Source organism: Cyanobium sp. PCC 7001 (genome assembly GCF_000155635.1).
Taxonomy (GTDB): domain Bacteria; phylum Cyanobacteriota; class Cyanobacteriia; order PCC-6307; family Cyanobiaceae; genus NIES-981.
In genome coordinates this window covers 584,869-610,075 of the sequence record NZ_DS990556.1, presented here as the reverse complement: position 1 = coordinate 610,075, position 25,207 = coordinate 584,869, and the positions used below count along the sequence as shown (strand labels likewise).

The following is a 25,207-nucleotide window of genomic DNA, read 5'->3' as shown; positions in this document are numbered from 1 at the left end:
GCGCCAGAGATCCCGGATGGCCAGGAGCCTGGATCAGGAGGTCCAGCGGTCCATCACGCCGTGCACCACCACCTCACGGCAGAGCACCTGCAGCACCACCACCAGCGGCAGCGCCAGCAGCACCCCGGGCAGACCCAGCAGGGTGCCCAGGCTGAGCTGGGCCATCAACGCCACGGTGGGCAGGAGGTTCACGGTGCGGCTGAGCAGCATCGGCGTGAGCAGGAAGGCCTCGCCGTTCTGGAGCACCAGCCGCAGCACCAGCACCTGCACCACCTTGGTGGGGGACACCAGCAGCGCCACGGCCAGCGGCAGCAACGTGGCGGCGGTGGGTCCGATGGTGGGCACGAAGGTGAGCAGCCCACACACCAGGGCACTGAGCAGGGCCAGGGGAACCTGCAGCAGCACCAGCCCGGCCCAGGTGAGCAGGAACACCGTCACCGCCGAGAGGGTCATCCCCGCCAGCCAGCCGCCCAGCGCCTCGCGACACTCATCCAGCAGGCCCGCCATGGGCTGGCGCCACTTGCGCGGGGTGAGAGCGATCACCAGGCGGCGATGGGTCGCAGGATCGAAGGCCAGCAGGATGGCCAGCAATCCCATGAGCAGCATCTGCACCGTGGTGTTGGCGGCACCGCCGGCCATGCCCAGCAGCTGGGCGCCCAGGGGCTGCAGACCATCCCAGCTGGCGAGGCGTTCCAGGCTCTGGTCCAGTCGCGGCAGCCACGCCACCCGCCCGGCCATGCTGGCCAGGCGGGCTGCCACCTCCGGAATCAGCTGCCCCAGCTGGCTGATCTGCTGCAGCAGCTCGGGCAGCAGCTGCTGACTCAACCACCCGCCCACCAACAGCAGCACCAGCAGCACCAGGGCCAGGGCGGTCGGACGCCTAAGCCGCAGCCGCCGCATCAGCAGGGTGATGGGCACATCCAGCGCCACCCCGAGCACCACGGCGCCGAAGAACACCAGCAGCACCCAGCGCAGCTCCCAGGTGAGCAACCCGAGAACGATCAGGGCGAGGAGCCCGAGCACGGTGCGCCCCTCGATCACTGGTCCGGATCTGTCCTGGCCCGTCACGAGAGGAAGCGCATCGGATCGACGGGGTCAGGCACGCCCGAGTGGCGGCCGTTTCCAGCCATCCAGCACGTCGTGGATCAGCACCTCGCGCACGATCACCTGCAGACAGACGGCCAGCGGCAGGGCCAGCAGCAGACCCAGAGGGCCGAACAGCACGGTGAACAGAAGCTGGGCGGTGAGGGTGAGCCCGGGCAGCAGATCCAGCTGGTGCTGCATCACCGATGGGGTGATGAGGTAGCTCTCCAGGTTCTGAACGCCCACATACAGCAGCAGCACAGCCAGTGCCTTCAGCGGCGAATCGAGCAGGGCGACCGACATTGGGAAGATCGTGCTCAGGGTGGGGCCGATGTTGGGAATGATGTTGAGCAGGCCGGCCAGGACGGCATTGGCGGCCACCAGCTTCACGTCCAGCAGGGAAAGGCCGATGGCGGCGAGCACCCCCACGCAGAGGGAACTGATCAACACCCCTCCCATCCAGGCGCTCAGGGCCTCGCCGCAGTGGATCAGAACCCTGCGGAAGCGGCGCCGGTAGAAGGACGGGATCAACAGCACGGCGATTTCGCGGTAGGCCACCGGTTGCACCGTGATCATCAGGGCCACGGCCACCACGAACAGCAGCTGCACCAGCCCGGAGCCGATGCCGCCGGCCAGACCGAGCAGTTGCAGGGCCCCGCCCCGGAGGTTCTCCGTGGTTCCACTGCTGAACAGGCCTTCCCTGAGCCAGTCGAGGCTGCCGTCGCTGCGGCCGTAGAGCATCTGGCTGGCGCCGGCGATCCAGCCCCGCATCAGGCTCAGCAGCGTGGCCGCCGCCGCCGGCAGCTTGGCCACCAGCTCGGCGAACTGGTCGATGAACGGGGGGATGACGGCCGTGGCGAGGATGGCCGCCACCACCGAGACCAGGCCCAGGCTCAGCAGCACCGCCAGGGGACGGCCGCAGCCGAGCCGCTGACGCACCCAGCCCACGAGGGTGCACAGCGCCATGGCCAGCACCACCGCCGCGAACAGGGTCATCAGGCTCTGGCGCAGGCTCCAGAGCAGCAGCAGCGATGCCGCCAGGGCCAGCAGCCCCAGCCATTGGCCGAATCGCAAGACCTCAGCCCTCGCTCGTGGCCTCGCTGGCGTCGCCATCGTTCTGGCCGGAGAAGCCAAGGTCGTGGCTGTCGGCGTAGCGCTGGGCGAAGCGCATGAAGCGTTCGAAATCGGCCGTGCTCTTCCATGTGTAGGTGGCCTCGATGGCGCTGGCCTTGCCGTTCACAAACCGTGCCTTCACCTCGCGGGTCACCAGCTCGCCTTCCTCATCCACCAGGAACATGCCGGTGATGTCCCCCATGCTTTCGGGCGCGAGGGCATCGGGCTCCTCGAACACGAACATGGCCTGACCGGTGCGTCCATCGCGGGAGCGGGTGAGGCGAATGTCGGGTACGACCGGTTCGTCCACACCACGGAAGAACTGAATGGCAGCACCCATGGGTGAGAGGCAAACGTCGATCCTAGGCAGAGGCCTCCGGAACGTCTCTCGCCGGGGCCTGTGGTGCCTGACATAGTGGGCCCCTGCGGGCTCAGCACAGACACGGTTTCATGCTCTCCGGTCCACCGGTCTCCGCCAATGCCAGTCCTGAAGCGCTGCTCGAACGCTTTCAGACGGCCAGCCCCCGCCAGCGTCGCTCCCTGCTGAAGCCGCTGCAGGAGCGGGCCGCGGACCTGCGCCCGCTGATCCTCGACCACCTGGCCGGCCTCGACGCCACAGGGGATGACTGGGCCGCGGGGGCCCTGATCCAGCTGCTCCTGGCCGCAGACGGACCGGAGGCCGAAGCCTTCCTGCAGCGCTACCCCGATGGCTGGCTGGCCACCACCAGCGCCTGTGGTCTCGCCTACGCCCCGCTGCAGCAGCACCTGGCCCGGCAGCAGTTCGAGGACGCCGACCGGCTCACCAGCGCCCTGCTGCGGGAGCTGGCAGGAGCGGACGCCGTGCGGCGCGGCTACGTGTACTACAGCGAGGTGGCGGCGATGCCGGCGGCCGATCTCGATGCCCTCGACCGCCTGTGGGTCTGCTACTCGCGCGGTCGGTTCGGCTTTTCCGTGCAGGGCAGGCTGCTGAAGGCCTGCAATGGCCGATGGGAGCAGCTCTGGCCCCGGCTCGCCTGGAAGGAAGGAGGGCGCTGGACCCGCTACCCCGGTTCCTTCCAGTGGTCGATCGAGGCGCCGGAAGGTCACATGCCATTGGTGAACCAGCTGCGGGGGGTTCGGTTGATGGACGCTCTGCTGCAGCACCCCGCACTGCAACAACGCATCAACGCCCCCGGCCCCTGATCGCCACCCGGCCGGCGTCGGCGTAGGGTCGACGTGGGACCTGAAGATTGCGGCTGATGGCCCTGCGCTGGTCAGATTTCATCACCCCGTCCACTCTGCAGCTGGCGCCACTGGTGGAACTGCTGCTCGAGCCGATCCGCTGCCTGAGGCAGCAGGCCCAGGTGCAGCTGGGTCTGCAGGAAGCCCTGGTCAACGCCGTACGCCACGGCAACGGCTGCGATCCGGGCAAGTGCCTCCGGATCCGCCGCATCGAGACGCCGCGCTGGGTGGTGTGGCAGGTGCAGGACGAAGGCTGCGGCGTGCCCGCCACCGCGCGCCGGGCCCGGCTGCCCGAAGCCCTCGATGCCCCCGATGGCCGCGGGCTGTTCCTGATCCACCACTGCTTCGACGACGTGCGCTGGAGTGCCAGAGGCAATCGGCTGCAGCTGGCCGTGAAGCGCCAGCGCCTGGCCTCTCCCCTCAGCGCCCGTGGCTGGGGCAGCCCGGATCGCTGATCTCGGCCCGCAGCCAGGCCAGGGCGTGCTCCACCAGCTCGGCGGCTTCCTGACGTGCCGGTCCGATCCCACTCTGCCGGGGGTCATCGGCAGCGAGAAGCTGCACCAGGGCGGCGGCCAGTTGTTCGGCGCCGCGTCGGGCCCGCTGGGTCTTGAGGGCATGCCAGTCGCGGTCGTTGATGACGAGCAACCGGTGGAGCTGCCTGGCCTGGTCGGCGGCTCCCTCCGGCCAGGCCCTCGTTGACGTCTGGGTCGGCTGTGTTCGCGGGGTTGGCTGGGTCGGCGATGTCGGCAGCTGCGGCACTGGACGAATTGCCCCGGAGAGGTCCATCCTGACGGTTCCTGCGCCGCCATGGGCCCCGTGCCGTGAAGCGGGTCACCTCCAAGTCCTCCCGCGTCGGCGCCGCGTCGCGGCGTCCCGTCGGCGTGCTGCATCACCTCGACGGGCTGCTGACCCTGGCCTCGCTGGCCTCCCACAGCAGCGGTGCCCCGGGGCGACGTCAGAAGCAGCGCCTGGCCCTGGCCCAACGCCTGCTCGACCCGCTGCCAAAGGAGCTGGCTCCAGCGCTGCGGATCGAGACGGTGTTCTGGCGCATGCTGCGCTGGGGCACCCTCGGCCTGGTGCTGGCCTGGTGGCTCAGGCCTTGAGCGGTTCCCCCTGCCGGAAGGCCCGGTGCCTCGGGGCTGCGGTGCCTCAGGGCTGCGGTGTCTCAGTGCTAGCTTCTGCGCTGCGGAAGCGGCTGGATCGCCATGGGGCTGTTCGATTCCAGAGACCGCTTTCTGGCCTTCTGTGAGGTGTTCCAGAGCCTCACCAATTCCCAGTGCCTGCAGGACCTGTTTGCCCTCTATTGCCACGGGCCGAAGCCGGGATACTTTCTTGAATTCGGACTCGCAAACGGCACCCAGCTCTCCAATACGCTGCTGCTGGAACTGATGGGTTGGAAGGGGCTGGGTGGAGAGCCCAACCCCCTGCTGCGCAAGGCAGCTGAGGCGCGGCGCTCCATCCCCGTTGTGGGGGAAGCGCTCTATTCCCGTACGGGTGAGACCCTGCAATTCGCCTGCAATGGGCTTTACGGAGGGCTGGACGAGACGTCCGAGCTGCGGATCAGCGAAGCCCGCTCCGGATTCACCGAAACCCTCGACGTTCCCACGATCACGCTGGGGGATCTCCTGCAGCGCGAGGGCGCACCCAAGGTGATTGATTATTTCTCCCTCGATGTCGAAGGAGCGGAGATGCTGGTGCTGAGCCATCTTCCCCTCGATGCCTTCACATTTCGCTGTTTCACGGTGGAACACAATTTCTCGGCCGAGCGGCCGAAGATTCACCGGCTGATGGTGGAGCAGGGGTTCCGCCGCGTGTTCAGGGAGCTGAGCGGCCATGACGACTGGTACGTGAACACGGCCGTCCGGTTCCGGGGATGGCCAGCCCGGCTGCTGCGACGCCTCGATGACGAGCGCGGCCGCCTGCACCTGGCTCGCCTGCAGCACAAGGTGATGGCCGATCCCGATCGGGCGATTGCGGGCCTCTACGCCACCCTGTTCTCACGGGCCCGCCCCCACCCGCGCGGTTTCCTCGAGCTCTCGGCCCTGCTGCGCTCGGCGGGCCGGCTGGATGAGGCCCGCGCCATCCTGCTGAGGGGCACGGCACTCCATCCCACCAATGCCCGCCTCCAGCGCCAGCTGGGCGAGCTGGGCCCGCCTGGAACGGCCGGCACCGCCCAGGCGGCCGCCGTGGGTCAAGAGGTGTAACGCTCCAGCAGCTCCGGTATCAACGGCTACAGAGTGGCAGGAGACTGAAGAGAGATCCAGGAGCCCTGCCATGGCTGCCTCCAAGCTCCACCTGCCCGCCAATGCCGCCCGCCAATGCCGCCCGCCAGGCCGGTCCAGGGCGGGAGTTTCTGGCCTGGGCCGTTCATCATCAGCGTGACCAGCGCCGCCATGGCGCCGAGCTCGCCCAGATCACCGAGCACCACGACCTGAACCCCGCGGGTGATGCCACGCATCAGCTCCAGGCCTGGGCCGTGCGCCAGGCCCATCACAAACACCTCCACGACAGCGCCATCGCCCAGGTTCGCCATCACTCCGGCTGAGCTGACCAACGCTCCAGCCCCTGCCGGTGGATGGGCTGCAGCATGCTGAGCAGCACGGCGCGCTCGGCGCCGGGCTGCTGGGGCAACCCCCGGTGCACACCGTGCTGCATGGCGATCACCAGATCGCCGGTGGCGCAGAGCACCGGCACGGCGATCTGGCCCGGCAGCAGAGCGCAGTCATCGGGGCGCCGTCCGTGGGCGCGGCTGTGCCAGCGGTTGAGCCAGCGCCGCCAGAACCAGCGATGGGAGCCGGGCACGTAGCAGAACGGTCCCTGAGCCAGGCTGCCCACATCGCTGAGATACAGGAAGGCCTTGGCCTTCATGCCGCCGCCGTCGGTGTGGAAGCCACGGGTGTTGAGCACACCCCGGTTCACGTAGAGGTTGCGGGCCTGCACCTGGAAGGGTCGACCGAAGGCCTGATCGAGCAGCCTGATCACCAGCCCTTCGGCCAGGGCGTTGACGACCTGCGCGGAGGCCTCGGGGATGAGCTTCTCGGGATGGAACACATCCAGCATCCCCGCATCCTCATTGGCGCGGATGCTGATCACGGCCTTGCTGGCCCCCACGAGGGCGCGATACCCGCGAATCGCACGACGCTTGCCGCGGTTGATCAGCACCGAGGCGGCGGGATCCCCCGCCTTCCCATGCCGGGCCAGATGCCAGGCGCTGTCCACGACCCGGCCGAGGTTCTGAAGCTGCCCACGATCAGCTGCGGAGCGCAGGATCAGCAGCCCATGGCGCCGGAGCTGCAGGGCCGCCCGCCGCTGCAGCTCCGGCTTGCCCGCGAGTGCGGCGGCGTCGAAGCTGAGGGGGGCGAGAAGCCCATCCAAGCGAGTACCCTCCAGCATCCGCGGGGGTGCCGGAGGGAGTGGCGCGAGCAGTGGAGCCAGGAGGGGACGGCGAGCCAGGGTCTGTCCCCCAACGATCATGCGTCGTAGTACATCACGAATTCATGCGGATGGGGACGCTGGCGCAGCTGCTGCACCTCTTCGTACTTGAGAGCGATCCAGTTGTTGATGAAGTCCTCCGAGAACACCCCACCTTCCATCAGGTAGTGCTTGTCGGCATCGAGTGCTTCGAGCGCACCGTTGAGGGAGGCGGGCACGGTGGAGATCTTGGCCAGCTCCTCGGCGCTGAGCTCGAACAGGTCGACGTCGGTGCCATCGCCCGGATCGATCTGGTTCTTGATGCCGTCGATGCCGGCCATCAGCATGGCCGCGAAGCCCAGGTAGGGGTTGGAGAGAGCATCGCCGGAGCGGAACTCGAGGCGCTTGGCCTTCGGGCTCGGACCCGTGAGCGGAATGCGCACGGCGGCTGAGCGGTTGCCCTGGGAGTACACCAGGTTCACCGGAGCTTCGAAGCCGGGCACCAGCCGCTTGTAGCTGTTGGTGGTGGGGTTGGTGAAGGCCAGGAAGCTGGGGGCGTGCCTGAGCAGACCGCCGATGTACCAGCGGGCGGTCTGGGAGAGGTTGGCGTAGGTGCCCTCACCGAAGAACAGGGGGTTGCCGGCTTTCCACAGGCTCTGGTGCACGTGCATGCCGGTGCCGTTGTCGGCGAACACGGGCTTGGGCATGAACGTGGCCGTCTTGCCGTACTTCTTGGCGACGTTGCGGACGACGTACTTGTAGATCATCACGTTGTCCGCGGCGCTGATCAGCTCGGCGAACTTCATGCCCAGCTCGTGCTGGGCCGTGGCCACCTCGTGGTGGTGCTTCTCGATCGGCACCCCAAGGGAGGCCATGGTGAGGATCATCTCGGTCCTCATGTCCTGCAGGGTGTCGTTCGGCGACACCGGGAAGTAGCCCTCCTTCAGCTGGATCTTGTAGGCGAGGTTGCCTCCCTCCTCAAGGCGGGCGGTGTTCCAGGGGGCCTCGATCGAATCGACGCTGTAGAAACTGCTGCCACTCCCGGAGGTGTAGCGCACGTCGTCGAAGACGAAGAATTCAGGCTCGGGGCCGAAAAACGCCGTATCGGCGATACCCGTGGAGGCCAGATACTCCAGGGCCTTCTGGGCCAGGGCCCGGGGGCAGCGGCCGTAGGGCTGGCCGCTGCGGGGCTCCTGGATCGAACAGATCAGGCTGAGGGTCTTGTGGCTGTAGAAGGGGTCGATCCAGGCGGTCTTCGGATCGGGCACCATGGCCATGTCCGACTCGTTGATCGCCTTCCAGCCGCGGATGGAGGAGCCGTCGAACGCCACACCGCTGGTGAAGGCGTCTTCATCGATCAGTTCCTTGCAGACCGTGAGGTGCTGCCATTTGCCGTGCAGGTCGACGAACTTGAGGTCAATCAGCTCGATGCCCTCGTCCTGGATCTGACGGAGGACGTCCTGGGCTGTGTGGGCCATGACGAGAATGGATTGGGTGCCGCCCCGAAGTCGGCGTGAGCGGACGGTACGGAGACCCCTGGGGAGCGCCGTGTAGCGGTTGTGACCGAACAGCCGCGGAGGTTTGCGTAACTGTTTCTCTCAAATCCGCCAGATCGCACCGCCAGCCTGGGATCTGGCCGGTCGCAAGTGCTAGCTTCCGCGCCAGGTGCGTCGAATTCTTCCAGCCATGCGCGATGCCATCACCGGTCTGATCGGCCGCTACGACCAGCTGGGCCGTTATCTCGACCGTGAAGCCATCGATCGCATCACGGCGTACTACGCCGAGGCGGAGCTGCGGCTGAAGGCCGTGGAACTGATCAACCGGGAAGCCGCCGCCATCGTGCGCGAGGCCTCCCAGCGCCTGTGGCTGGGTGATCCCGAGCTGATCCTTCCCGGTGGCAACGCCTACACCACCCGCCGGCTGTCCGCCTGTCTGCGGGACATGGACTACTTCCTCCGCTACGCCAGCTATGCCTTGATGGCCGCGGACGCGACCATCCTCAACGAGCGGGTGCTGAACGGGCTCGATGACACCTACAAGAGTCTGGGAGTGCCCACCGGCCCCACGGTGCGCAGCATCGCCCTGCTGGCCGATGTGGTCTGCGAGCTGCTCAGCGCCGAGGGCATGAACGATCCCGCGGCTCTGGCCTCCGTGGTGCGTCCGCCCTTCGAGCACCTCTGTCGGGGTCTGGCCGCCAGTGATGTGCGCGCCCGCTGAACAGCGCGGCCGCCGCTCCGGTCCGTAGGCTGCCGGCCAGCGGAGTTGAGTCCGACACCCATGCCTCCGCCGCCGATTGCGCGGCACCGGGCTCCCCTCCCCCTTTCCCCTCCACGTCCTCAGGCTTTTGTCCGCGCCGCACCCCGTCAACAACGCCCACCGCCGCGCCCTTGGGCCCATCGCCACCCCCGATCGGCTGCTGCTGGGTCCCGGGCCCTCCAATGCCCATCCCACGGTGCTGCAGGCGTTGGCCCGCAACCCGATCGGCCATCTCGATCCGCTCTACGTGGAGCTGATGGGGGAGGTGCAGGAGCTGCTCCGCTACGCCTGGCAGACGGACAACCGCCTCACGATTCCCATGAGCGGCACGGGCAGTGCCGCCATGGAGGCCACCCTGGCCAACACCATCGAACCCGGCGACAAGGTGCTGGTGGCGGTGAAGGGCTATTTCGGCCTGCGTCTGGCGGACATGGCGGGCCGCTACCGCGCCGAGGTGGTGACGATTGAACGTCCCTGGGGCGAGGCCTTCACCCTCGAGGAGATCGAGGCGGCCGTGAAGCAGCATCGACCGACGGTGCTGGCCCTGGTGCATGCCGAAACCTCCACCGGCATCCGCCAGCCCATGGAGGGCATCGGTGAGGTGTGCAGGACGCACGGCTGCCTGCTGCTGCTGGACACGGTGACCTCCCTCGGGGCCGTGCCGGTGCATCTCGATGCCTGGCAGGTGGATCTGGCCTACAGCTGCAGCCAGAAGGGCCTGAGCTGCCCGCCCGGACTCGGTCCGTTCACGATGGGTCCCCGCGCCGAGGAGAAGATGCGGCGGCGCGAGGGCAAGGTGCCCAACTGGTATCTCGACGTGACCCTGCTCAACCAGTACTGGGGCAGCGATCGGGTGTACCACCACACCGCGCCGGTGAACATGAACTTCGGCATGCGGGAGGCCCTTCGCCTCCTTGCCGAGGAGGGCCTCGAGAACGCCTGGGCCCGGCATCAGAGCAATGCCGAACGGCTGTGGGCGGGCCTGGAGGATCTTGGCCTGGAACTCCATGCGCCTGAGCACCTGCGGCTTCCCACGCTCACCACGGTGCGCATACCGGAGGGTGTCGACGGCAAGGCCTTCTCCCTCCACCTGCTCAACCGGCACGGCATCGAGGTGGGAGGCGGTCTGGGGGCCCTGGCCGGCAAGGTCTGGCGGATCGGCCTGATGGGCTTCAACAGCCGTCCGGAGAACGTGGACCGCCTGCTCGAGCTGTTCCGAACCGAGCTGCCGGCCTTCAGGCCTGGGGCTGGCTCCCGCCAGGCGGCTGCCGTCGCTGTCTGAACCAGGCCTTCAGCAGCTCTCCGGCCTGCTCGCCTGCCAGCCCGCCCACCACCCGCATGTGGTGATGGGCACTGGGGTGGCGCACCAGATCCAGGCAGCTGCCCACGGCGCCGCGCTTCGGATCGGGGGCGCCGTACACCAGGGTGCCGATCCTGGCCTGCACGAGGGCACCCGCGCACATCGGACAGGGCTCCAGCGTCACCAGCAGGGTGCAGCTGTTGAGGCGCCAGTCGCCGAGCAGCTGGCTGGCCTGGCGCAGCGCCACCAGCTCGGCATGGCCCAGGGGATCCTGTTGCCGCTCGCGGCGGTTGCAGCCCCAGCCGATGCAGCGCCCGTGCTGATCGAGAACCGCTGCAGCCACAGGAATCTCACCGTCCTCTCCCACCCGTTGCGCACAGCGCAGCAGCCGCTCCATCCAGCGGGCCTGCACCGCCTGGAGCGCGGCTGGCTCCGGCCCTTGCGGCCTGTCGATCCCCTGCCCCACGGCCACCCCGGCGATGCTGGAAGCCCGGTTCGGGCTCACAAGGGAGAATGGTGCCATTCGATCGTCCGTCGTTGGCAACCGCGCCACCATCCCCGTGGGACGCCCCACCTCTGCCGTTTGCCAGCCCGCACCATCCCGATGCTCGCCTGAGGCAGTTTCTGGAGCAGGCCAGCGAGCGGCTCTGCGCCTGGCTGGGTTCGGCGGCAAGCCGTTCGCCGCTGCCTGGCCTGAGTGTGCTGCCGGAGGTGGAGCCCCAGCGGCAGGGTCTGGATCCAGGCGGCCTGCTCGCCGATCTGCAACTGGTGATGGATGGGGCCTACAACCCCAGCCATCCCGGTGCGCTGGCCCATCTCGATCCACCCCCACTGCCCGCCTCCATCGCCGCGGATCTGATCTGCGCCGGACTCAACAACAACCTGCTGGCGGAGGAGCTCTCCCCCAGCCTCTCGCGTCTGGAGCGCAACCTGGCGGCCTGGCTGGCCCGGCAACTGGGCCTGGGGGACAGTTGCGGCGGCGTGGCGGCGAGCGGCGGCACCCTCGCCAACCTGATGGCGCTGGTCACGGCGCGCATCCACGCCGGTCTCGGCAGCTGCCCGGAGGCGGTGGTGGTGGCCAGCGCCGACGCCCACGTGTCCCTGCGCAAGGCCGTGACGGTGATGGGCCTGCCGCCCACCGCCCTGCGCCCCATCCCCACCGCGGCGGATGGCGGCATGGATGGGGCCCTGCTGGAGCGGGAGCTGGAGCAGCTGGGCGCCGCTGGCGTTCCCGTGGTCGCGGTGGTGGCCACGGCCGGCACCACGGTGCGTGGGGCGGTGGACCCCCTGGCCCCGGTGGCCGAGCTGTGCCGGCGCCATGGCCACTGGATGCATGTGGATGGGGCCATCGGCGCGGTGTTCGCCCTCAGCTCCCGCCACCGCCACCGGGTGGCGGGCCTGGAGCTGGCCGACTCGGTGACCATCAACCCACAGAAGCTGCTGGGGATCACCAAGACCTCCTCGCTGCTGCTGCTGCGCCAACCCAGGCACCTCGAGCGGGCCTTCGGCACGGGCCTGCCGTACATGGAACCCAGCTGGGGTGGGGGCCACGGCGGTGAATGGGGGCTGCAGGGCACGCGGCCCGCTGACATCCTCAAGCTCTGGCTCGGGCTGCGTCAGCTCGGGCTCGATGGCATCGAGGCGGTGCTCGATGGGGCGATCCAGCGGCGCCGGATGCTGGAGACCCTCCTCTCCTCCCTGCCTGAACTCGAGCTCAGGGGGGGGCGTTGTCATCTGCTCGCCTTCACGCCCCGCGGTCTCGCCAGCGAGGAGGCCGATCGCTGGAGCCAGGCCACGCGCCAGCAGCTGCTGAACCACCAGCTGATGCTGTCGCGGCCCCTGCATGGAGGGCGCCATCACCTCAAGGCGGTTCTGGGCAATCCCCACACCACGGCCACGGAACTGGAACAGCTGCAGGTGGTGGTGGCAGGCTCTCTGAGGGATCTCCCCCGCCCCATTCAGCCCTCTGTCCGCCGCTCTGTACGCCGATGACGCCCGAAGCGAACCGCCGTGGCCGCCTGGTGGCCATCGTCACCGGAACCATCTCGATCCTGGTGGGCGTGCTCTACCTGGGCCTCATCCTCGTGCTCGACAGCCGGGGGCCGCTCCAACCGCCGCCGCCGGAAGCCCTGCTCAGTTCTGGGGGCGGGGCGGCAGCTGCCGTTCCTTCCTCTGCAGCGGTTCCACCACCCGTCTGAAGGCCACCGCCAGGAACTGCTGCAGCGCGCCCTCCCTTCGGCCCAGGTCGTAGTGCTGCTGCACCACATCCTGGATGCCGCCGTCGCCCCAGTCCTGGTCGCGCTCGAAGTAGGTGATGAAGCTCTGGCCAGCCACCCGGGTGAGCCAGGCCGCACTCACCGCCTGAATCGCCCGGCCCACCACCAGGGCCGGCAGTGAAAGGCTGAGCGCCGCACTGAGCAGTCCCACCCCTCCCTTCACCAGACCCAGACCGGCCAGGGTGCGCCCCACCGAGAGGGCCAGGTCCTGGGCCGTGGCGCGGCTGAGGGTGACGCCATAGACACGGCCGATCTCCACCACCATCTGGGCGTTGACGGCCGCCGCCCCCAGCAGATCGATGCCGGGCAGGGGAGTGACCGCCAGCACGCCGGCGCCGATCCACATGTAGCGGTCCACGATCCGGGCGGCATCGCCTCGCCGCTGCTCCCCCAGCAGCTGGCGGCTCGCCTCCCCCAGCTGCCGGCACTGCAGCAGCAGGTTGTCGGCGATCAGGTCCTCGCCTTCGGCATGGAGCACGGCGGCGATGCGCAGCAGGAGCCGCTCCACCTCCGGCTCCGGCTGGTGGGGCTGGCCACCCGGCATCGGTACGCTCTGGGGGGAAGCGCTGGCAGGGATGACATCCTCTGGCGCCAGCCTGGAGCCACAGCGGCGCCGCAGCAAGGCCAGCAGCCGCTGCTCCTCCTGCTCCCCCCGCAGATCACACTTGTTGAGCACCAGCAGCAGCCGCTTGCCGAGGGCCGCGAGCGCTTCGAACACCTGGTACTCCGCGGCCCGCAGATCACCGTCCACCACCAGGAGCAGCAGATCCGCGCGGCTGGCCTGGGCCCGGGCCAGCCGTTCGCGCTCCGCCCCATCCACGCCGGCCTCGAGGATTCCGGGGGTGTCCACCAGCCACACCGCCCGCTGCAGCCCCTGCAGGCGCAGCCGGTAACGGCTGCTGCGTCCGGTGGCCCCCATGGGCGCCCCCACACGGCCCACGAGCCTGCGCAGCAGGGCGCGGATCAGGGAGGTCTTGCCGGCTGAGCCCGTGCCGAACACCACGATCACCAGATCGCCCCGCTCCAGTTCCGCGGCCATCCGCTGCTGCTGCTGGCGCAGGGCCTCCCGCTCCACCGCATCCCGGACCCGTTCGAGGGTCTGGTCGATGCCCTCAAGCTGGCGCGCCGCCGCCTCCCGGCGGTTGTCCGGCGGCGCCGGCGGCTGGGCCGGGAGGCGACCGCCGGGACGGTTCCCGGGCCGAAGACTGCGCAGCCAGGGCCAGGCCAGCTGGGCCAGCAGCAGGGCTGCCCCGGCCATGAGCAGGAACACCACAGGCCCCACCAGGCCGTAGGGAAGGATGGCGCTGAGCTGCCACACCAGCTGGTTGACGGCCTGCAGCACCAGGCCCACCACCATCAGGGCCAGCAGCAGGGCAGCAGCGGCGATCCAGAGGCGGGTGCGGGTGTTCACCGCTCAGGAACCCGTGGCCCGCATGATGTCGCCCCAGAGCCCCGCGGCCACGGCGCTGGACCCCTTCGTCGGGCTGTTGTCGTCGTTGCCGAGCCAGACGCCCATCACCCAGTGGCGCTGCGGCGCATAGCCGATGAACACGAGATCGCGGTTGTCATTGCTGGTGCCGGTCTTGCCCCCCTCGCGGCCACCCAGGCGGGCGGCCCGGCCGGTGCCGCTGGTCACCACGGCTCTCAGCAACTGCTGCATGGCCTCAGCCGTCTTGGCGGTCACCACCCGGCGGCCGGGGCTGACCGTGGACGGACTGGCGGCCTCCTCCTGCCGGCATTGGGCACTCTCCTTGCCGCGGCAGGTCTCGGCATCCACCAGCCGCCGGATGGTGGTGGGTGGATGCCAGACCCCATCGTTCGCCACGGCGCCATAGGCGGCGGTGAGCTCCAGCAGGGTGGTTTCGCTCTGGCCGAGCACGAGGCCGGGCACCGCCGCCAACGGGCTGGTGATGCCCAGATCCCGGGCCTGTTGCACCACCGCATCGAGGCCCACCTTCTGGGCCGTGCGCAGGGCGGCGGTGTTGCTGCTGGTGGCGAAGGCCGACACGAGCGAGAGGTTGCCGCTGCAGTCGCTGCTGAAGGTCTGCCCCCGCCAGCGCAGCTGGGCGCAGCTCACCGGATCAGCGGGCCTGGCACCGCGGCCCAGGGCCGCCAGGTAGGGGAAGAGCTTGAAGGCGCTGCCCAGCGAACGCACGGCCATGGTGGCCCGGTTGAACTGGCTCTGCTGGTAATCGCGGCCGCCGGCGATCGCCACGATGCCGCCGTTGCGCACATCCAGGATCACCACCGCCCCCTCGGTGATGTTGAGGCCCCGGCTGCTGTTCAGCCGCTGCCGCAGCAGCCGCTCCACCTGGGCCTGCACGCGGGGGTCGAAATAGGTGTCGATCAGAAAGTTGCCCTCCGCCGCCACGGCCGGCCCCACCTGGGCGGCCAGATCGCGGCGCACCTGATCGGTGTAGAAGGGAGCGCCGCGCAGCTCGGCGGCGCGCTTGCAGGCCTCGGGAGCCAGCTTGATCGGACTGCGCCGGGCGGTGCGGCCCGCATCGGCGTTGAGGCGGCCGGTGTCCACCATCTTCAGCAGCACGGCGTTGCGCGAATCCAGGGCCGCCTGGGGATCGAAGCAAGGGTCGTAGCCATTGGGGGAGGGCAGCAGACCCACCAGCAGGGCCGCCTCCTGCAGTTCCAGCTTGGCCGCGGGCTTGCCGAAGTAGTGGCGGGCAGCGTCCTCGAAGCCCCAGCCCACCCCCAGGTACACCCGGTTGAGGTAGCTGAGCAGCAGGTCGTGCTTGCTGAAGCGGGCCTCCAGCTGCAGGGCCACCAGCAGTTCCCGCCACTTGCGGGCGAGGGTCTCCCCCTGGCCCACCTGGTCGGGATAGAGGCTGCGGGCGAGCTGCTGGGTGAGGGTGCTGCCACCCTCGAGCACCCGCCCGCCCAGCAGGTTGGTCACCAGGGCCCGGGCGGTGCCCACCGGGTCCACTCCGGGATGCCACCAGAAGCGGGCATCCTCACTGGAGAGCAGGGCATCGACGAGCACGGCCGGGTAGTCGTTCAACCCCGCCAGTTCCCGGTGCTCCAGGCCCTGCACCGAGTTGATCGGCTTGCCCTGGCGGTCGTAGAGGGCCAGGGGGCCCCGCACGGTTGCCAGGCTGCCGCGGATGGGGCTCTGCAGCACCGAGAGGGCCAGCAGAGCCACGCCGCCGGCGCTGAGGCCGGCCAGGGCCAGGGACGCGCCGCGCACGATCCTCTCCAGTTGCGGCCGTGGCCGCTGCTGGAACTCCAGTTCCGGCAGCCCCGGCTGGTGGCTGGGACCGAAGCGCACGGTGTCGCCGTCGCGCAGCATCAGCTGCTGCACCCTGCGGCCACGCCACCAGAGCCCATTGGTGGAACCGCGGTCGCTGAGCAGCCAACCCGTGGCCCGCCGTTCCAGCAACGCGTGCTGACGGCTCACGGCGGGATGGTTGATCGGAATCTGCACATCCCCCTCCCGCCCGATGCGGTAGGCCCCGCTGTGGATCGCCACGGACCGGCTGCCCTGGCCCGGCAGATGGAGCAGCAGCTGGGCCTGGCCCGGTTGGCGCCAGCGTCGCCAGCGCTGACGCAGCAGCTCAAGCGCGACGGGGGCCATGGTTTCCGAACAGATCGATCACGAAGCAGAGCACGGCCAGGTTGATGGCCACATCGGCGAGGTTGAACACGGGAAAGCTCAACGGCACGAAGGAGAGGAAGTCCACCACAGCCCCGAGCCGCCAGCGGTCGATGCCATTGCCCACCGCGCCCCCCAGCAGGAAGCCGAGCGCCAGGCTCCGGGCCAGGCTCAGCGCCCGCTGGCGCCCGATCCACACCGCAACCCCGAGGCCCACAACCAGGCTCACCACCCCCAGCACCTCGGTGTGGCCGGTCAGGAGGCTGAAGGCCGCACCGGTGTTCCAGGTGAGCAGCAGCTCGAGGAGTCCGGGCAGCAGGGGTCGGGGCACGCCGGGTGGCAGGGCCTGCACGGCCCAGGCCTTGCTGACCTGATCCAGCAGCACCACCAGGGCGGCCAGCAGATAGCTGCGCCTGCGGCCGGCACTCACGAGGGCACCAGCAGCAGACGCCGCAGCACCAGGGCCGTTGTCGCCACGGCGCAGCAGAGCAGCAGCTGGGGCAGCAATGGCCCCACGGAATAGCTCATCAGCAGCGGCAGAACGCCGCCAGGCCAGCGGCCGGCCAGGGCACCGAGCAGGAGGTTGAGGGCCCCACACACCTGAATCACCACCAGGCCGGTCACGCTCGCGAGGGTGAGGTTGAGCACATCGTTCATGCCGCGTTGACGGGCGAGCCTGCCCGTGAGCCAGGCGGCGGGAAGAAAGCCCGCCAGGTAGCCGAAGCCCGGGTCCAGCAGGTAGGCCGCTCCTCCGCCACCATGGAACACCGGAAGCTGGAACAGGCCCAGGCTGAGGTAGGCCACCGCCGCCAGGATGGCGCTGCGGGGGCCGCAGACCAGGGCGGTGAGCAGCAGAGCCGGCACCTGCAGCGTGATCGGCAGGGGCGTGAGGGCCCAGCCACCGGAGGCCTGGGGAAGGGGGAGGGCAGCCTGGATCAGGCCACCCACCAGGATCAGCAGCAGGCCGGCAACCGCTCCACTCCAGTTCGCTAGAGCCCGCAAAGCGTCCGTGCCGGTCAGGGGCCAGTTTGCCGCGCCGCCGTCCCCGGCCGCCACCGTTGGGTTGAATGGGGCTGCTGCCTCTGCCCATGCCACCCGTTCCATCACCCACCGGCCCTTCGGAGCCGAGCCCGACCAGCGGCGAAGACGGCTCCCCCAGCCCCGAGCAGGCCGGCATGGCACCGCAGGAGGCGGTGAGGGCCTGGCGCGTCGGTGATCAGGTGAGCCTCCAGCGCACACCGCGCTATCTCAAGACAGCCGATCCGATGCCCATGCTGCGGCCGCCCGATCTGGTGGGGATCGATGAGGTGGGCACGGTGGTGGGCCTGCGGGCCCTGGGCCAGCTGGCCGTGCGATTCCGGCGCGGCACCTTTCTGGTGGAAGCGGAAGCCGTGAGCGCTGCGTCCGGATCCGAAGGGTCCGATTCCGAAGGGAAGGATGGGGCCCAGGGTTGAGCCGAGCAGCTGAACAGCCTGAGCCGAGCTGCCTTGGCGGATCTGGAATCTGCCTTGACCCTGGCCTCAGGCCCGGCTGGAGCTGGGCCGCAGCCCCTTGAGGCCGCTGAGGAACATCGGCACGAAGGTCTCGAAGAACTGGGCCGGTTCCTGCTCCCACACCCGGCGCGCCGCCAGGAAGCGGGATTTCTGCAGATCCGGTGCCAGCAGCGTCTGGGGCAGACGCTCCAGCAGGTAGGCCGGACGCTGCCAGGCGGGAATGGTGTTGGCGATGTCCACCAGGCTCGCCAGCCTTCGCAGCTCTGCCCCGGCGGTGATGTCCATGCCGGCGGCATAGGCCGCGTGCTCGATCAGGGAATAGCGGTGCTTGGCCTCATCCACCCGGGCGCGGTCGGCGGCACTGCGGCTGGCGATCCGGCAGAGCCAGCGGTTGCCCCAGCGCACGTGGGCGGCCTCCTCGGGCAGGATCTTCTCGAGGGTGGCCTGGATCCTGGCGTTCTCTTCGCTGGCCGGGGCCGTCTTGAGGGCGTGGATGTGGGCCGAGAAGGTCTGGCAGCCGCGCTTTTCGGTGGCGTTGATCGAGGCCAGGGCCGCCACCACGGCCTCATCCTTGCGGGCACCGGCGGCGGAGCTGTCCAGCAGGCGGTTGAGCTCGTCGATGTAGGAAGACGTGGCCGGGTTGCCGATCGGTTCGCCCAGCTCGTAGAGGAGGTCGGTGAGCCACACGGCATGGCGGGCCTCATCACTCACGTGGTGGGAGAGATCACGCACCAGTTCCGCTGGTTCGCCGTCGAGCAACTCGATCAGGCTGGTGAGTTCGAGGCAGGAGCGCTGTTCGTTGAAGCGATAACTGTTCAGAAAGAGAATCTGCAATTCCCGCTTTTTCACCACCTGCTGCATCACCTGCCGGGCGCTGAGGTTGTTGGAGAGCTTGCGGGGATAGGTGACAGGCATGGAACGCCAGGATCGTGCTTCGACGTTAACGAGTGTCCGGCGGCCCATGGGGCTGGCGCCGTCGCCACACCTCGGCCGCAGCCTCCAGGGCGGGGCCCGGTCCGCAGAGGCTGAGCCTGGGCTGCTCCAGCTGGCGTTGCGCTGCGGCCTGCAGGCTGATGGCCGCGAGCCCTTCCGCCTCGGCGAGGGCATCGTGCACATAGGTGGCGGGAAGGCCGTGGCCGAGCACGAGGGCCTGGCGGTCGGCCACCTGGCCGCAGGTCTGACGGCCCATCGCTTCCTGGCCGCGGAATTTGGCCTTGGCCAGGACGAGCTCGTCTTCGTTGAGGGGCGAGCGGCCCAGCTCCATCCACTCGTCCAGCAGGCAGTCCAGGGCCTCGGCGGCCCGATCGGCGGAGGTGGACATGTGCCACACGAAGGGGCTGGGGCCGCAGCGTCCCGGCATGTGCACCCCCACGTCGTAGGCCAGTCCCCGCTCCTCCCGCATCACCACGAACAACCGGCTGGACATCCCTACGCCGGCATGGGCCTGCAGCAACCGCAGGCAGAGGGCATCGGGGTTGCCCAGGGGCACCGTGGCCGACCCCAGCATCAGCACCAGTTGTTCGGTGTCCTGGGGCACCAGCGCCAGGTCCGCGCCGGCGGAGCCGGGACGTAGGGGCGCCGGCTGGGGTGCCGGCTGGGGGGCAGCCGTCGGCCAGGGCGTCAGGGCCAGCTGGGCATTGAGGCACTGCCGCACGGCATCGGGATCCGGCAGGTCACCGCAGAGCACCAGCACGGCGCCATGGCGCCCGAGGTCCGCAAGCTGGGGGCGGATCTCGCCGGGGCCCAGCCGGGAGAGCTCATCGGGAACCCCCAGAGGATCGTGGCCGTAGGGGCCGTCGTCGTAGAGCAAGCGACGCAGGTGGTCATGGGCGAGCTGAAAGGGATCCTCCTGCTGCCGCTGCAGGTTCTGGAGGTTCAGGTCGCGCTCGAGGGTCACCTGGTCGTCCTCCAGGGCTGGATCGCGGGCCATGGCGATCAGCAGGGGCAGCAGCTCGAGCAGATCGCTGCTGGCGCACTTGAGGCTGATCACCAGGGCGTCCTCATGGGCTTCGCTGCGCAGGGCGGCGCCGCGTCCTTCCACCAGATCGGCGAGCTGCTCGGCGTCAAGCTCGCCGCAGCCACGGGTCATGACCCCGGCCAGCAGCTGCATGGCCCCTCGCATCCCGGGCCCTTCCACGCTGCTGCCGCCACGGATCCAGAGGCGCGCCGCCACCAGGCCGACGCCGGGGCGGTGCTGGCTCACCAGGGGAAGGCCGCCAGCGAGGCGGCTGGAGGTCCAGCGACTCATGCGGGCACCGCCTCGAGCCGGCAGGCCAGGGCCGGATCCAGCAGCGGCACCAGGCTGGTCTGCAGGCGATCGGGCGACCAGTGGCCCAGCTCCTCCAGCGGCCGGGCCAGGGGATGGCTGCGGCCCCAGAGCAGGTTGTTGCCCACCGTGCCCGCCACGCCACCGGCCGACTCGAGGCCGAAGCGGTAGCCATTGCCCACCAGATGGCAGGCCCGATCCCACTCCTGGGCGCCGAGCGGGCGTTCGCCGAGCTCGTGCCAGGCCTGTTCGATCGCGGCCGCCACCGTCTCCAGATCGGAGGCGTCGCAGATGGCCTCCAGCAGGGCGAAGCTGCCGCACTCCATCACGTGGAGGTCGAGGTCGATGCTCTCCACCAACCGCAGCTCTTCCCGCAGCAGCGCCACCAGGCGGCTGCGGCGGCCTTCCGCCAGCACCGTGGTGAGCAGATCCGCTCCCATCACGGCATGCAGATCCTCGGCGGCGGGGAGCTGCCAGAGCATCAGCAGGCGGGCGGACTCCAGCCGCGGCAGGGCGATGCGGTGCTGACCCGGTTGCACCGCCAGCGCCGGCGGTGGCGGTGGCGACGGGATCGGTGCCAGCCGGGCCAGGGCACCGTTCTGGATGCGGCTGTCCAGGGACGCAGCCACGGAGTCCAGAGCGCCGGCCAGGGCCAGCACGCAACCATTGGCGCCGTACAGCCGGCGCTGGAACCCCGCCATGGCGGCGGGCGTGTGGTGCAGCAGGGCCTGGCGCTCCCCCAGGATCGCGGCTCCGTAGGGATGGTCGCCGCAGCCGAGCCGCAGCAGCCGCTGCAGGGCGACGTCCTCGGGCTGATCCTCACTCTGGGCCAGCTCCTCGAGCACCACCTGCCGCTCCAGCTGGAAGGCTTCGCGCTCCAGGCGAGGTTCGAGCACCAGCTCCAGCAACAGGTCGAGGGCTTCGGGAGCCGCGGCCGGGGGGATCAGCACGTGGTAGTGCACATCGTCATAGCCGGTGGCGGCGTTGCTGCTGCCGCCCATGGCTTCGATCCGCCAGTCGAACTCACCCGGTTCGAGATGGGCGCTGCCCTTGAACACCATGTGCTCGAGGAAGTGGGCCAGACCGCTCTCACCGGGCTGCTCGAAGGCACTGCCTGCCCGGCACCAGAAATCCACGCACACCAGCGGGGCCTCAGGGAGAGGCATCCGGGCGATGCGGGCACCGTTGGGCAGGGTGTCCAGCTGGGGGTCGGCCAGGCCTGGCAGGGGAATGGAAGCGGGAGCCAGGGGCAAGGCACAACGCATGGCAGGATCAGCATTCTGCTGGCTGGGGGCGTCCTCCGGGCCCTGCAGACAGGCGTGTGCTGAGGAGCCGAGCCATGGCGAGCAGTTCCGATCAGGACCGGGCCAGGGTGGCTGCGAGCAGGGCGGCGGGGGGAGTGCATCCGCTGGTGGATGCCCTGGCCGAGCGCATCCGCAGCTGCTGGCAGGCGATGCCGGATCTGGCCCCCCTGGCGATCGATCCCGAACTGGAGGCCATCTGCGGCAGCCTGGACGGCGAGGCCCTGTTCATCCGCAACGAGCTGAAGCAGTGCCGGGGCCTGCGCAAGCTGCACCTGGAAACGGCCCGCCTCGGCGCCGGCCTGCAGATCCTGCACTGCGTGCTGTTCCCGGATCCCCGCTACGACCTGCCGGTGTTCGGGGCCGACATCGTGGCCGGACCGGCCGGCGTGTCCGCTGCAATCGTGGATCTCTCGCCGGTGACGGGCGTGCTGCCCGCGGGCATCGAGCAGGCCCTGGCCCGGCGGCAGAAGCGCGTGTACCAGCAGGAGCGGGAGCTGCCCGCCTGGGGCTCGATCTTCTCCCCCCATGTGCGGTTCATCCGGCCGGTGTCGGAAGCCGAGGAGCAGGCCTTCATCGGGGAGGTGGCCGACGTGCTCGACGTGCTCGCCGCAGCGATCAGAGTCAGCGAAGCGCAGCCCAGCGACGCTCCGGCTACTGTTGCGCGATGGAACGGCCAGCTCCGGTACTGCAAGCAGCAGAAACAAAACGACAAGACCCGTCGGGTGCTGGAGAAGGCGTTCAACCCGGCCTGGGCCGACCGCTACATCGAAGAGCTCCTTTTCGACGACCCACCGGCACCGTGACGATCCTGGGCCGGGAGTTCCGCTCCGGCACGCTTCTGCTGGTGCTCAGCGGCTCGGTGGTGCTGGCCCTGGCCGTGATCGCCGGCCAACGCCTGATGAGCCGCCAGCCCGCGGCAGCCCCCGCCGGCAGCGTGGCCCAACCGGCTCGTCCCGAGGCGGTGGCGGCCCTCGGCCGCCTCGATCCCCGGGGGGAGATCCGGTCCCTGGCCGCCCCGATCACGGGCATCGGCGGCAGTCCCCGCATCACCAGACTGCTGGTGCAGGAAGGCGAACGGGTGGCCCCAGGCCAGCTGCTGGCCGTGTTCGACACCGCCGACCCGCTGCAGGCCCAGCGTCGCCTGGTGGAGGCCAGGATCGCCAACCTGCGCAGCCGGGTCAGCGTTCAGGAACGGGACATCGCCCGCTACCGCTCCCTCAGCCGAAGCGGCGCCATCCCCAGCGGCGAGCTCGACACCCGGGAGACCAATCTCCTCGAGCTCAAGGGCCAGCTGCAGGAGGCCCTGGCGGAGCGCGACCGCATCGATGCGGACCTCAAGCTCACCGAGCTGCGAGCTCCGATCGGCGGCACCGTGCTGCGGCTGCACGCCCGGGTGGGCGAGCGTCCCACGGACGACGGCGTGCTGGATCTGGGGGCCAGCGATCGCATGGAGGCCCTGATCGAGGTCTACGAGAGCGACATCGACCGGGTGCGGGTGGGTCAGACGGTCACCTTGACGAGTGAGAACGGCGGCTTCGAGGGTACGCTCAGCGGCCGGGTGCTCCGGATCAGCCCCCAGGTGCGGCAGCGGGACGTCCTCGAGACCGACCCCACCGGTGATGTGGATGCCCGGATCGTGGAGGTGCGGGTGGAGCTGGATCCGGCTGACGCCCAGCGGGTGCGCCAGCGCACCGGCCTCAAGGTGATCGCCCGCTTCACCCCCTGATGCTGCAGCGCCTCTGGCAAGCCCGCAGGATCCCTCTGGCCTGGCTGTTGCTGTCCCGCCAGCCGCTGCGGCTGGCGGTGGCCCTGGCCGGCATCGCCTTCGCCGGCATCCTGATGTTCATGCAGCTCGGCTTCCGCGACGGGCTGTTCGATGCCAGTGTCACGGTGCACCGGCTGTTCGACGCCGATCTGGTGCTGATCAGCCCCCGCACGATGAGTTCCATCGGCATGGCTGGCTTCCCGCGCCGCCGGCTGATTCAGGCCATGGCCGATCCGGCCGTGCAGGGCACCACGCCCGTGCACTGGAACCTGCTGCTCTGGCGCAACCCGGAGACCAGCCGCAACCGCTCGATTCTGGCCCTCGGCTTCGAACCGAACGACCCCCTGTTCACCGATCCCGAGCTGGCGGAGAAGGCCAAAACCCTCACGCAGAAGGGGCGCGTGCTGTTTGACCAGGCCTCCCGACCCGAGTTCGGCCCCATCGCCGAATGGTTCAAGCAGGGCCGCACCGTGGAAACGGAAGTGGCCGGCACCCGGGTGCGGGTCACCGGGCTGGTCAGCCTGGGCCCCTCCTTCGGCGCCGACGGCAACATCCTCACCAGCCGCGAAACTTTCCTGCAGCTGGTGCCCGGCACTCCAGCGGGGAGCATCGAGCTGGGGCTGATCCGGCTCAAGCCCGGCAGCGACCCCCAGGCGGTGCTGGAGCGGCTGGAGCGCAGCCTTCCCAGTGACGTGCGCGTGTTCACCAAGGAGGGCTTCGAGGAGTTCGAGAAGACCTACTGGCGCACCAGCACGTCGATCGGCTTCATCTTCACCCTCGGGGCCGCGATGGGCTTCATCGTGGGCTGCGTGATCGTGTACCAGATCCTCTACTCCGACGTGAGCGATCACCTCCCCGAGTACGCCACGTTGATGGCCATGGGCTACCGCCTGCCGTCCCTGCTTGGCGTGGTGGCCCGCGAAGGACTGATCCTGGCGATGCTCGGCTACGTGCCGGCCTACGGGGTAGGCCAGGGCCTCTACGCCCTGGTGCGCAGCGGCACCAATCTCCCGGTGGAGATGTCCACACCCCGTGCGGTGATCGTGTTCAGCATGATTCTGGTGATGTGCATGGGATCGGCGGCGCTGGCCATGCGCCGGCTGGCGGATGCCGATCCGGCGGAGATCTTCTGATGGGCTCCTCCACCCACACCTCTGGCCAGGCGGTGCTCGATCCCGCATCCGAGGCCGCCGGCCGCCTCGGCCGTGACCCCCTGGTGAGGATTCAGGGCCTGAGCCACTGGTTCGGCTCCGGCGACATGCGCCGCCAGGTGCTGCAGAGCATCAACCTCCAGATCGCCCCGGGGGAGGTGGTGCTGCTCACGGGTCCATCCGGCTGCGGCAAGACCACCCTGCTCACCCTGGTGGGAGCCCTGCGCCAGGTGCAGGAGGGTTCGGTGGTGCTGTTCGGCGAGGAACTGCACGGGGCCGGCCGGGGCGTGCGCCAGCGGCTGCGGCGGCACATCGGCATGATCTTCCAGGGCCACAACCTGCTGCGCTGCCTCAGCGCTGAACAGAACGTGCAGATGGGCTCCGACCTGATCGGGGGTCTGGGTTACCGGGCCCGCCGTGACCAGGCCCGCGAATGGCTCCGCGCCGTGGGCCTGGGGGACCATCTGCACAAACTTCCCCATGACCTCTCGGGAGGCCAGAAGCAGCGGGTGGCGATCGCCAGGGCACTGGCGGCCCATCCGCGGCTGCTGCTGGCGGATGAGCCCACCGCCGCCCTCGATCGCCGCAGCGGCCGCGAGGTGGTGGATCTGCTCAAGGGTCTGGCACGGGAACAGGGGTGCGGCGTGCTGATGGTGACCCACGACCCCCGCATCCTGGACGTGGCGGACCGGCTGGTGCAGATGGAGGACGGACGCCTCAGCGAAGCCAGCGTGGCGGCCGTGGTGCAGGGCCAGGAGGTTGGTTGAGTAGGGTGGGTTTTCCTCTGACCTGAAGTACCGACCCTATGGCCAAGCGCAGAAATCTGAAGAAGGAAAAGCAGGAACGGAACCGCGCCTATGCGCGCAAGTTCAAGAAACGCAAGCTGCGCAACGACGGCCGGGGTGAAGGTGTGGGCAACGGCGTGACCGGCACGGCCAACAACGGCGGCGCCGCCGACTGAACC

The 25,207-nt window shown here is 69.5% G+C and carries 28 protein-coding genes; 14 read left to right on the top strand and 14 right to left on the bottom strand.

Annotated features, from left to right (window positions below; genetic code table 11):
* Window positions 1-33: 33 nt before the first annotated feature.
* From CPCC7001_RS02980 to psb28, 3 genes are read right to left on the bottom strand one after another with little or no spacing between them, the layout of a single operon-like run.
* Window positions 34-1,038: an AI-2E family transporter gene (locus tag CPCC7001_RS02980; protein ID WP_043369425.1), complete on the bottom strand. Its 1,005-nt coding sequence runs from the start codon at window positions 1,036-1,038 to the stop codon at window positions 34-36.
* Window positions 1,039-1,095: 57 nt separating this feature from the next.
* Window positions 1,096-2,157 carry an AI-2E family transporter gene (locus tag CPCC7001_RS02975; RefSeq protein ID WP_006911600.1) on the bottom strand — a complete coding sequence of 354 codons (1,062 nt, stop codon included), beginning with the start codon at window positions 2,155-2,157 and terminating at the stop codon, window positions 1,096-1,098.
* A 4-nt stretch (window positions 2,158-2,161) separates the two neighbouring features.
* A complete protein-coding gene (psb28, locus tag CPCC7001_RS02970) occupies window positions 2,162-2,536 on the bottom strand; it encodes a photosystem II reaction center protein Psb28 (protein ID WP_006910072.1) in 375 nt (124 codons plus the stop codon).
* 110 nt (window positions 2,537-2,646) lie between these two features.
* On the opposite strand from psb28, the gene CPCC7001_RS02965 reads away from it, so the two are divergent.
* Together CPCC7001_RS02965 and CPCC7001_RS02960 are read left to right on the top strand one after the other, a co-directional pair.
* Complete coding sequence (locus CPCC7001_RS02965; RefSeq protein WP_006909234.1) at window positions 2,647-3,378, top strand: GUN4 domain-containing protein; 732 nt, start codon at window positions 2,647-2,649, stop codon at window positions 3,376-3,378.
* Between the two features lie 56 nt (window positions 3,379-3,434).
* Entirely contained in the window at window positions 3,435-3,872 is a 438-nt protein-coding gene (locus tag CPCC7001_RS02960; protein ID WP_043368539.1) for an ATP-binding protein, read from the top strand.
* Here CPCC7001_RS02960 and CPCC7001_RS02955 read toward each other — a convergent pair.
* Complete coding sequence (locus CPCC7001_RS02955) at window positions 3,838-4,062, bottom strand: DUF6439 family protein (RefSeq protein WP_198006445.1); 225 nt, start codon at window positions 4,060-4,062, stop codon at window positions 3,838-3,840. The two genes, CPCC7001_RS02960 and CPCC7001_RS02955, sit on opposite strands and share 35 nt — an antisense overlap.
* Window positions 4,063-4,238: 176 nt before the next feature.
* Between CPCC7001_RS02955 and CPCC7001_RS02950 the strand changes: the two genes are divergently transcribed.
* The 3 genes from CPCC7001_RS02950 to CPCC7001_RS02940 all read left to right on the top strand — a co-directional run bounded on the left by CPCC7001_RS02950 (window position 4,239) and on the right by CPCC7001_RS02940 (window position 5,962).
* Window positions 4,239-4,520, top strand: coding sequence for a hypothetical protein (locus CPCC7001_RS02950; protein ID WP_043368534.1), 282 nt, complete (start codon window positions 4,239-4,241; stop codon window positions 4,518-4,520).
* Window positions 4,521-4,622: 102 nt separating this feature from the next.
* Window positions 4,623-5,621 carry an FkbM family methyltransferase gene (locus tag CPCC7001_RS02945; protein ID WP_006909516.1) on the top strand — a complete coding sequence of 333 codons (999 nt, stop codon included), beginning with the start codon at window positions 4,623-4,625 and terminating at the stop codon, window positions 5,619-5,621.
* Window positions 5,622-5,722: 101 nt separating this feature from the next.
* Window positions 5,723-5,962, top strand: a complete 240-nt coding sequence (locus CPCC7001_RS02940; protein ID WP_043368532.1) for a hypothetical protein — start codon at window positions 5,723-5,725, stop codon at window positions 5,960-5,962.
* Here the strand turns inward: CPCC7001_RS02940 and CPCC7001_RS02935 are convergent.
* Entirely contained in the window at window positions 5,950-6,792 is an 843-nt protein-coding gene (locus tag CPCC7001_RS02935) for a hypothetical protein (RefSeq protein ID WP_006911323.1), read from the bottom strand. The genes CPCC7001_RS02940 and CPCC7001_RS02935 overlap by 13 nt on opposite strands.
* A gap of 95 nt (window positions 6,793-6,887) precedes the next feature.
* Window positions 6,888-8,306: a type I glutamate--ammonia ligase gene (gene glnA / locus CPCC7001_RS02930; protein ID WP_006911158.1), complete on the bottom strand. Its 1,419-nt coding sequence runs from the start codon at window positions 8,304-8,306 to the stop codon at window positions 6,888-6,890.
* A 208-nt stretch (window positions 8,307-8,514) separates the two neighbouring features.
* Between glnA and CPCC7001_RS02925 the strand changes: the two genes are divergently transcribed.
* Both CPCC7001_RS02925 and CPCC7001_RS02920 read left to right on the top strand, forming a co-directional pair.
* Window positions 8,515-9,045 (top strand): allophycocyanin subunit beta-18, encoded by a 531-nt coding sequence (locus CPCC7001_RS02925; RefSeq protein WP_006910537.1) that lies wholly within the window; start codon window positions 8,515-8,517, stop codon window positions 9,043-9,045.
* Between the two features lie 127 nt (window positions 9,046-9,172).
* The gene (locus CPCC7001_RS02920) at window positions 9,173-10,366 is read left to right on the top strand and encodes an alanine--glyoxylate aminotransferase family protein (RefSeq protein ID WP_006909927.1); all 1,194 of its coding nucleotides are present in this window, start codon (window positions 9,173-9,175) and stop codon (window positions 10,364-10,366) included.
* Here CPCC7001_RS02920 and tadA read toward each other — a convergent pair.
* Window positions 10,320-10,907, bottom strand: coding sequence for a tRNA adenosine(34) deaminase TadA (gene tadA / locus CPCC7001_RS02915; RefSeq protein WP_156796656.1), 588 nt, complete (start codon window positions 10,905-10,907; stop codon window positions 10,320-10,322). The two genes, CPCC7001_RS02920 and tadA, sit on opposite strands and share 47 nt — an antisense overlap.
* A gap of 14 nt (window positions 10,908-10,921) precedes the next feature.
* On the opposite strand from tadA, the gene CPCC7001_RS02910 reads away from it, so the two are divergent.
* Window positions 10,922-12,376: a pyridoxal-dependent decarboxylase gene (locus CPCC7001_RS02910; protein WP_050757047.1), complete on the top strand. Its 1,455-nt coding sequence runs from the start codon at window positions 10,922-10,924 to the stop codon at window positions 12,374-12,376.
* A 141-nt stretch (window positions 12,377-12,517) separates the two neighbouring features.
* Here CPCC7001_RS02910 and CPCC7001_RS02905 read toward each other — a convergent pair whose 3' ends face one another.
* Genes CPCC7001_RS02905 through CPCC7001_RS14945 form a run of 4 tightly spaced genes read right to left on the bottom strand, consistent with a single transcriptional unit; the run spans window position 12,518 to window position 17,266 of the window.
* Window positions 12,518-14,071 carry a YcjF family protein gene (locus CPCC7001_RS02905; protein ID WP_006910333.1) on the bottom strand — a complete coding sequence of 518 codons (1,554 nt, stop codon included), beginning with the start codon at window positions 14,069-14,071 and terminating at the stop codon, window positions 12,518-12,520.
* A 3-nt stretch (window positions 14,072-14,074) separates the two neighbouring features.
* Window positions 14,075-16,246 (bottom strand): transglycosylase domain-containing protein, encoded by a 2,172-nt coding sequence (locus CPCC7001_RS02900; RefSeq protein WP_006910166.1) that lies wholly within the window; start codon window positions 16,244-16,246, stop codon window positions 14,075-14,077.
* On the bottom strand, window positions 16,227-16,694 hold the full coding sequence (lspA, locus tag CPCC7001_RS14950) for a signal peptidase II (RefSeq protein WP_006909235.1): 468 nt from the start codon (window positions 16,692-16,694) through the stop codon (window positions 16,227-16,229). Before lspA ends, CPCC7001_RS02900 begins: the two co-directional genes overlap by 20 nt.
* Entirely contained in the window at window positions 16,691-17,266 is a 576-nt protein-coding gene (locus CPCC7001_RS14945; RefSeq protein ID WP_006909959.1) for a biotin transporter BioY, read from the bottom strand. The genes lspA and CPCC7001_RS14945 overlap by 4 nt, the downstream gene beginning before the upstream one ends.
* A gap of 86 nt (window positions 17,267-17,352) precedes the next feature.
* On the opposite strand from CPCC7001_RS14945, the gene CPCC7001_RS02885 reads away from it, so the two are divergent.
* Window positions 17,353-17,718 carry an NAD(P)H dehydrogenase assembly family protein gene (locus CPCC7001_RS02885; protein WP_369699339.1) on the top strand — a complete coding sequence of 122 codons (366 nt, stop codon included), beginning with the start codon at window positions 17,353-17,355 and terminating at the stop codon, window positions 17,716-17,718.
* A 66-nt stretch (window positions 17,719-17,784) separates the two neighbouring features.
* Here CPCC7001_RS02885 and CPCC7001_RS02880 read toward each other — a convergent pair whose 3' ends face one another.
* From CPCC7001_RS02880 to CPCC7001_RS02870, 3 genes are read right to left on the bottom strand one after another with little or no spacing between them, the layout of a single operon-like run.
* A complete protein-coding gene (locus tag CPCC7001_RS02880) occupies window positions 17,785-18,672 on the bottom strand; it encodes a ferritin-like domain-containing protein (protein ID WP_006910204.1) in 888 nt (295 codons plus the stop codon).
* A gap of 25 nt (window positions 18,673-18,697) precedes the next feature.
* Window positions 18,698-20,005 carry a pitrilysin family protein gene (locus CPCC7001_RS02875; RefSeq protein ID WP_006911763.1) on the bottom strand — a complete coding sequence of 436 codons (1,308 nt, stop codon included), beginning with the start codon at window positions 20,003-20,005 and terminating at the stop codon, window positions 18,698-18,700.
* The gene (locus CPCC7001_RS02870) at window positions 20,002-21,288 is read right to left on the bottom strand and encodes a pitrilysin family protein (protein WP_050757046.1); all 1,287 of its coding nucleotides are present in this window, start codon (window positions 21,286-21,288) and stop codon (window positions 20,002-20,004) included. Before CPCC7001_RS02870 ends, CPCC7001_RS02875 begins: the two co-directional genes overlap by 4 nt.
* Window positions 21,289-21,362: 74 nt before the next feature.
* On the opposite strand from CPCC7001_RS02870, the gene CPCC7001_RS02865 reads away from it, so the two are divergent.
* The 5 genes from CPCC7001_RS02865 to CPCC7001_RS14940 are packed head-to-tail and all read left to right on the top strand — an operon-like array spanning window position 21,363 to window position 25,204.
* On the top strand, window positions 21,363-22,130 hold the full coding sequence (locus CPCC7001_RS02865) for a phycocyanobilin:ferredoxin oxidoreductase (RefSeq protein WP_050757045.1): 768 nt from the start codon (window positions 21,363-21,365) through the stop codon (window positions 22,128-22,130).
* The gene (locus CPCC7001_RS02860) at window positions 22,127-23,053 is read left to right on the top strand and encodes an HlyD family efflux transporter periplasmic adaptor subunit (protein WP_006911050.1); all 927 of its coding nucleotides are present in this window, start codon (window positions 22,127-22,129) and stop codon (window positions 23,051-23,053) included. Before CPCC7001_RS02865 ends, CPCC7001_RS02860 begins: the two co-directional genes overlap by 4 nt.
* Window positions 23,053-24,225, top strand: a complete 1,173-nt coding sequence (gene devC / locus CPCC7001_RS02855) for an ABC transporter permease DevC (RefSeq protein ID WP_006909249.1) — start codon at window positions 23,053-23,055, stop codon at window positions 24,223-24,225. Before CPCC7001_RS02860 ends, devC begins: the two co-directional genes overlap by 1 nt.
* Window positions 24,225-25,010, top strand: a complete 786-nt coding sequence (locus CPCC7001_RS02850) for a DevA family ABC transporter ATP-binding protein (RefSeq protein WP_006911782.1) — start codon at window positions 24,225-24,227, stop codon at window positions 25,008-25,010. The genes devC and CPCC7001_RS02850 overlap by 1 nt, the downstream gene beginning before the upstream one ends.
* Window positions 25,011-25,048: 38 nt before the next feature.
* A complete protein-coding gene (locus tag CPCC7001_RS14940; protein WP_006910943.1) occupies window positions 25,049-25,204 on the top strand; it encodes a hypothetical protein in 156 nt (51 codons plus the stop codon).
* Window positions 25,205-25,207 lie beyond the last annotated feature (3 nt).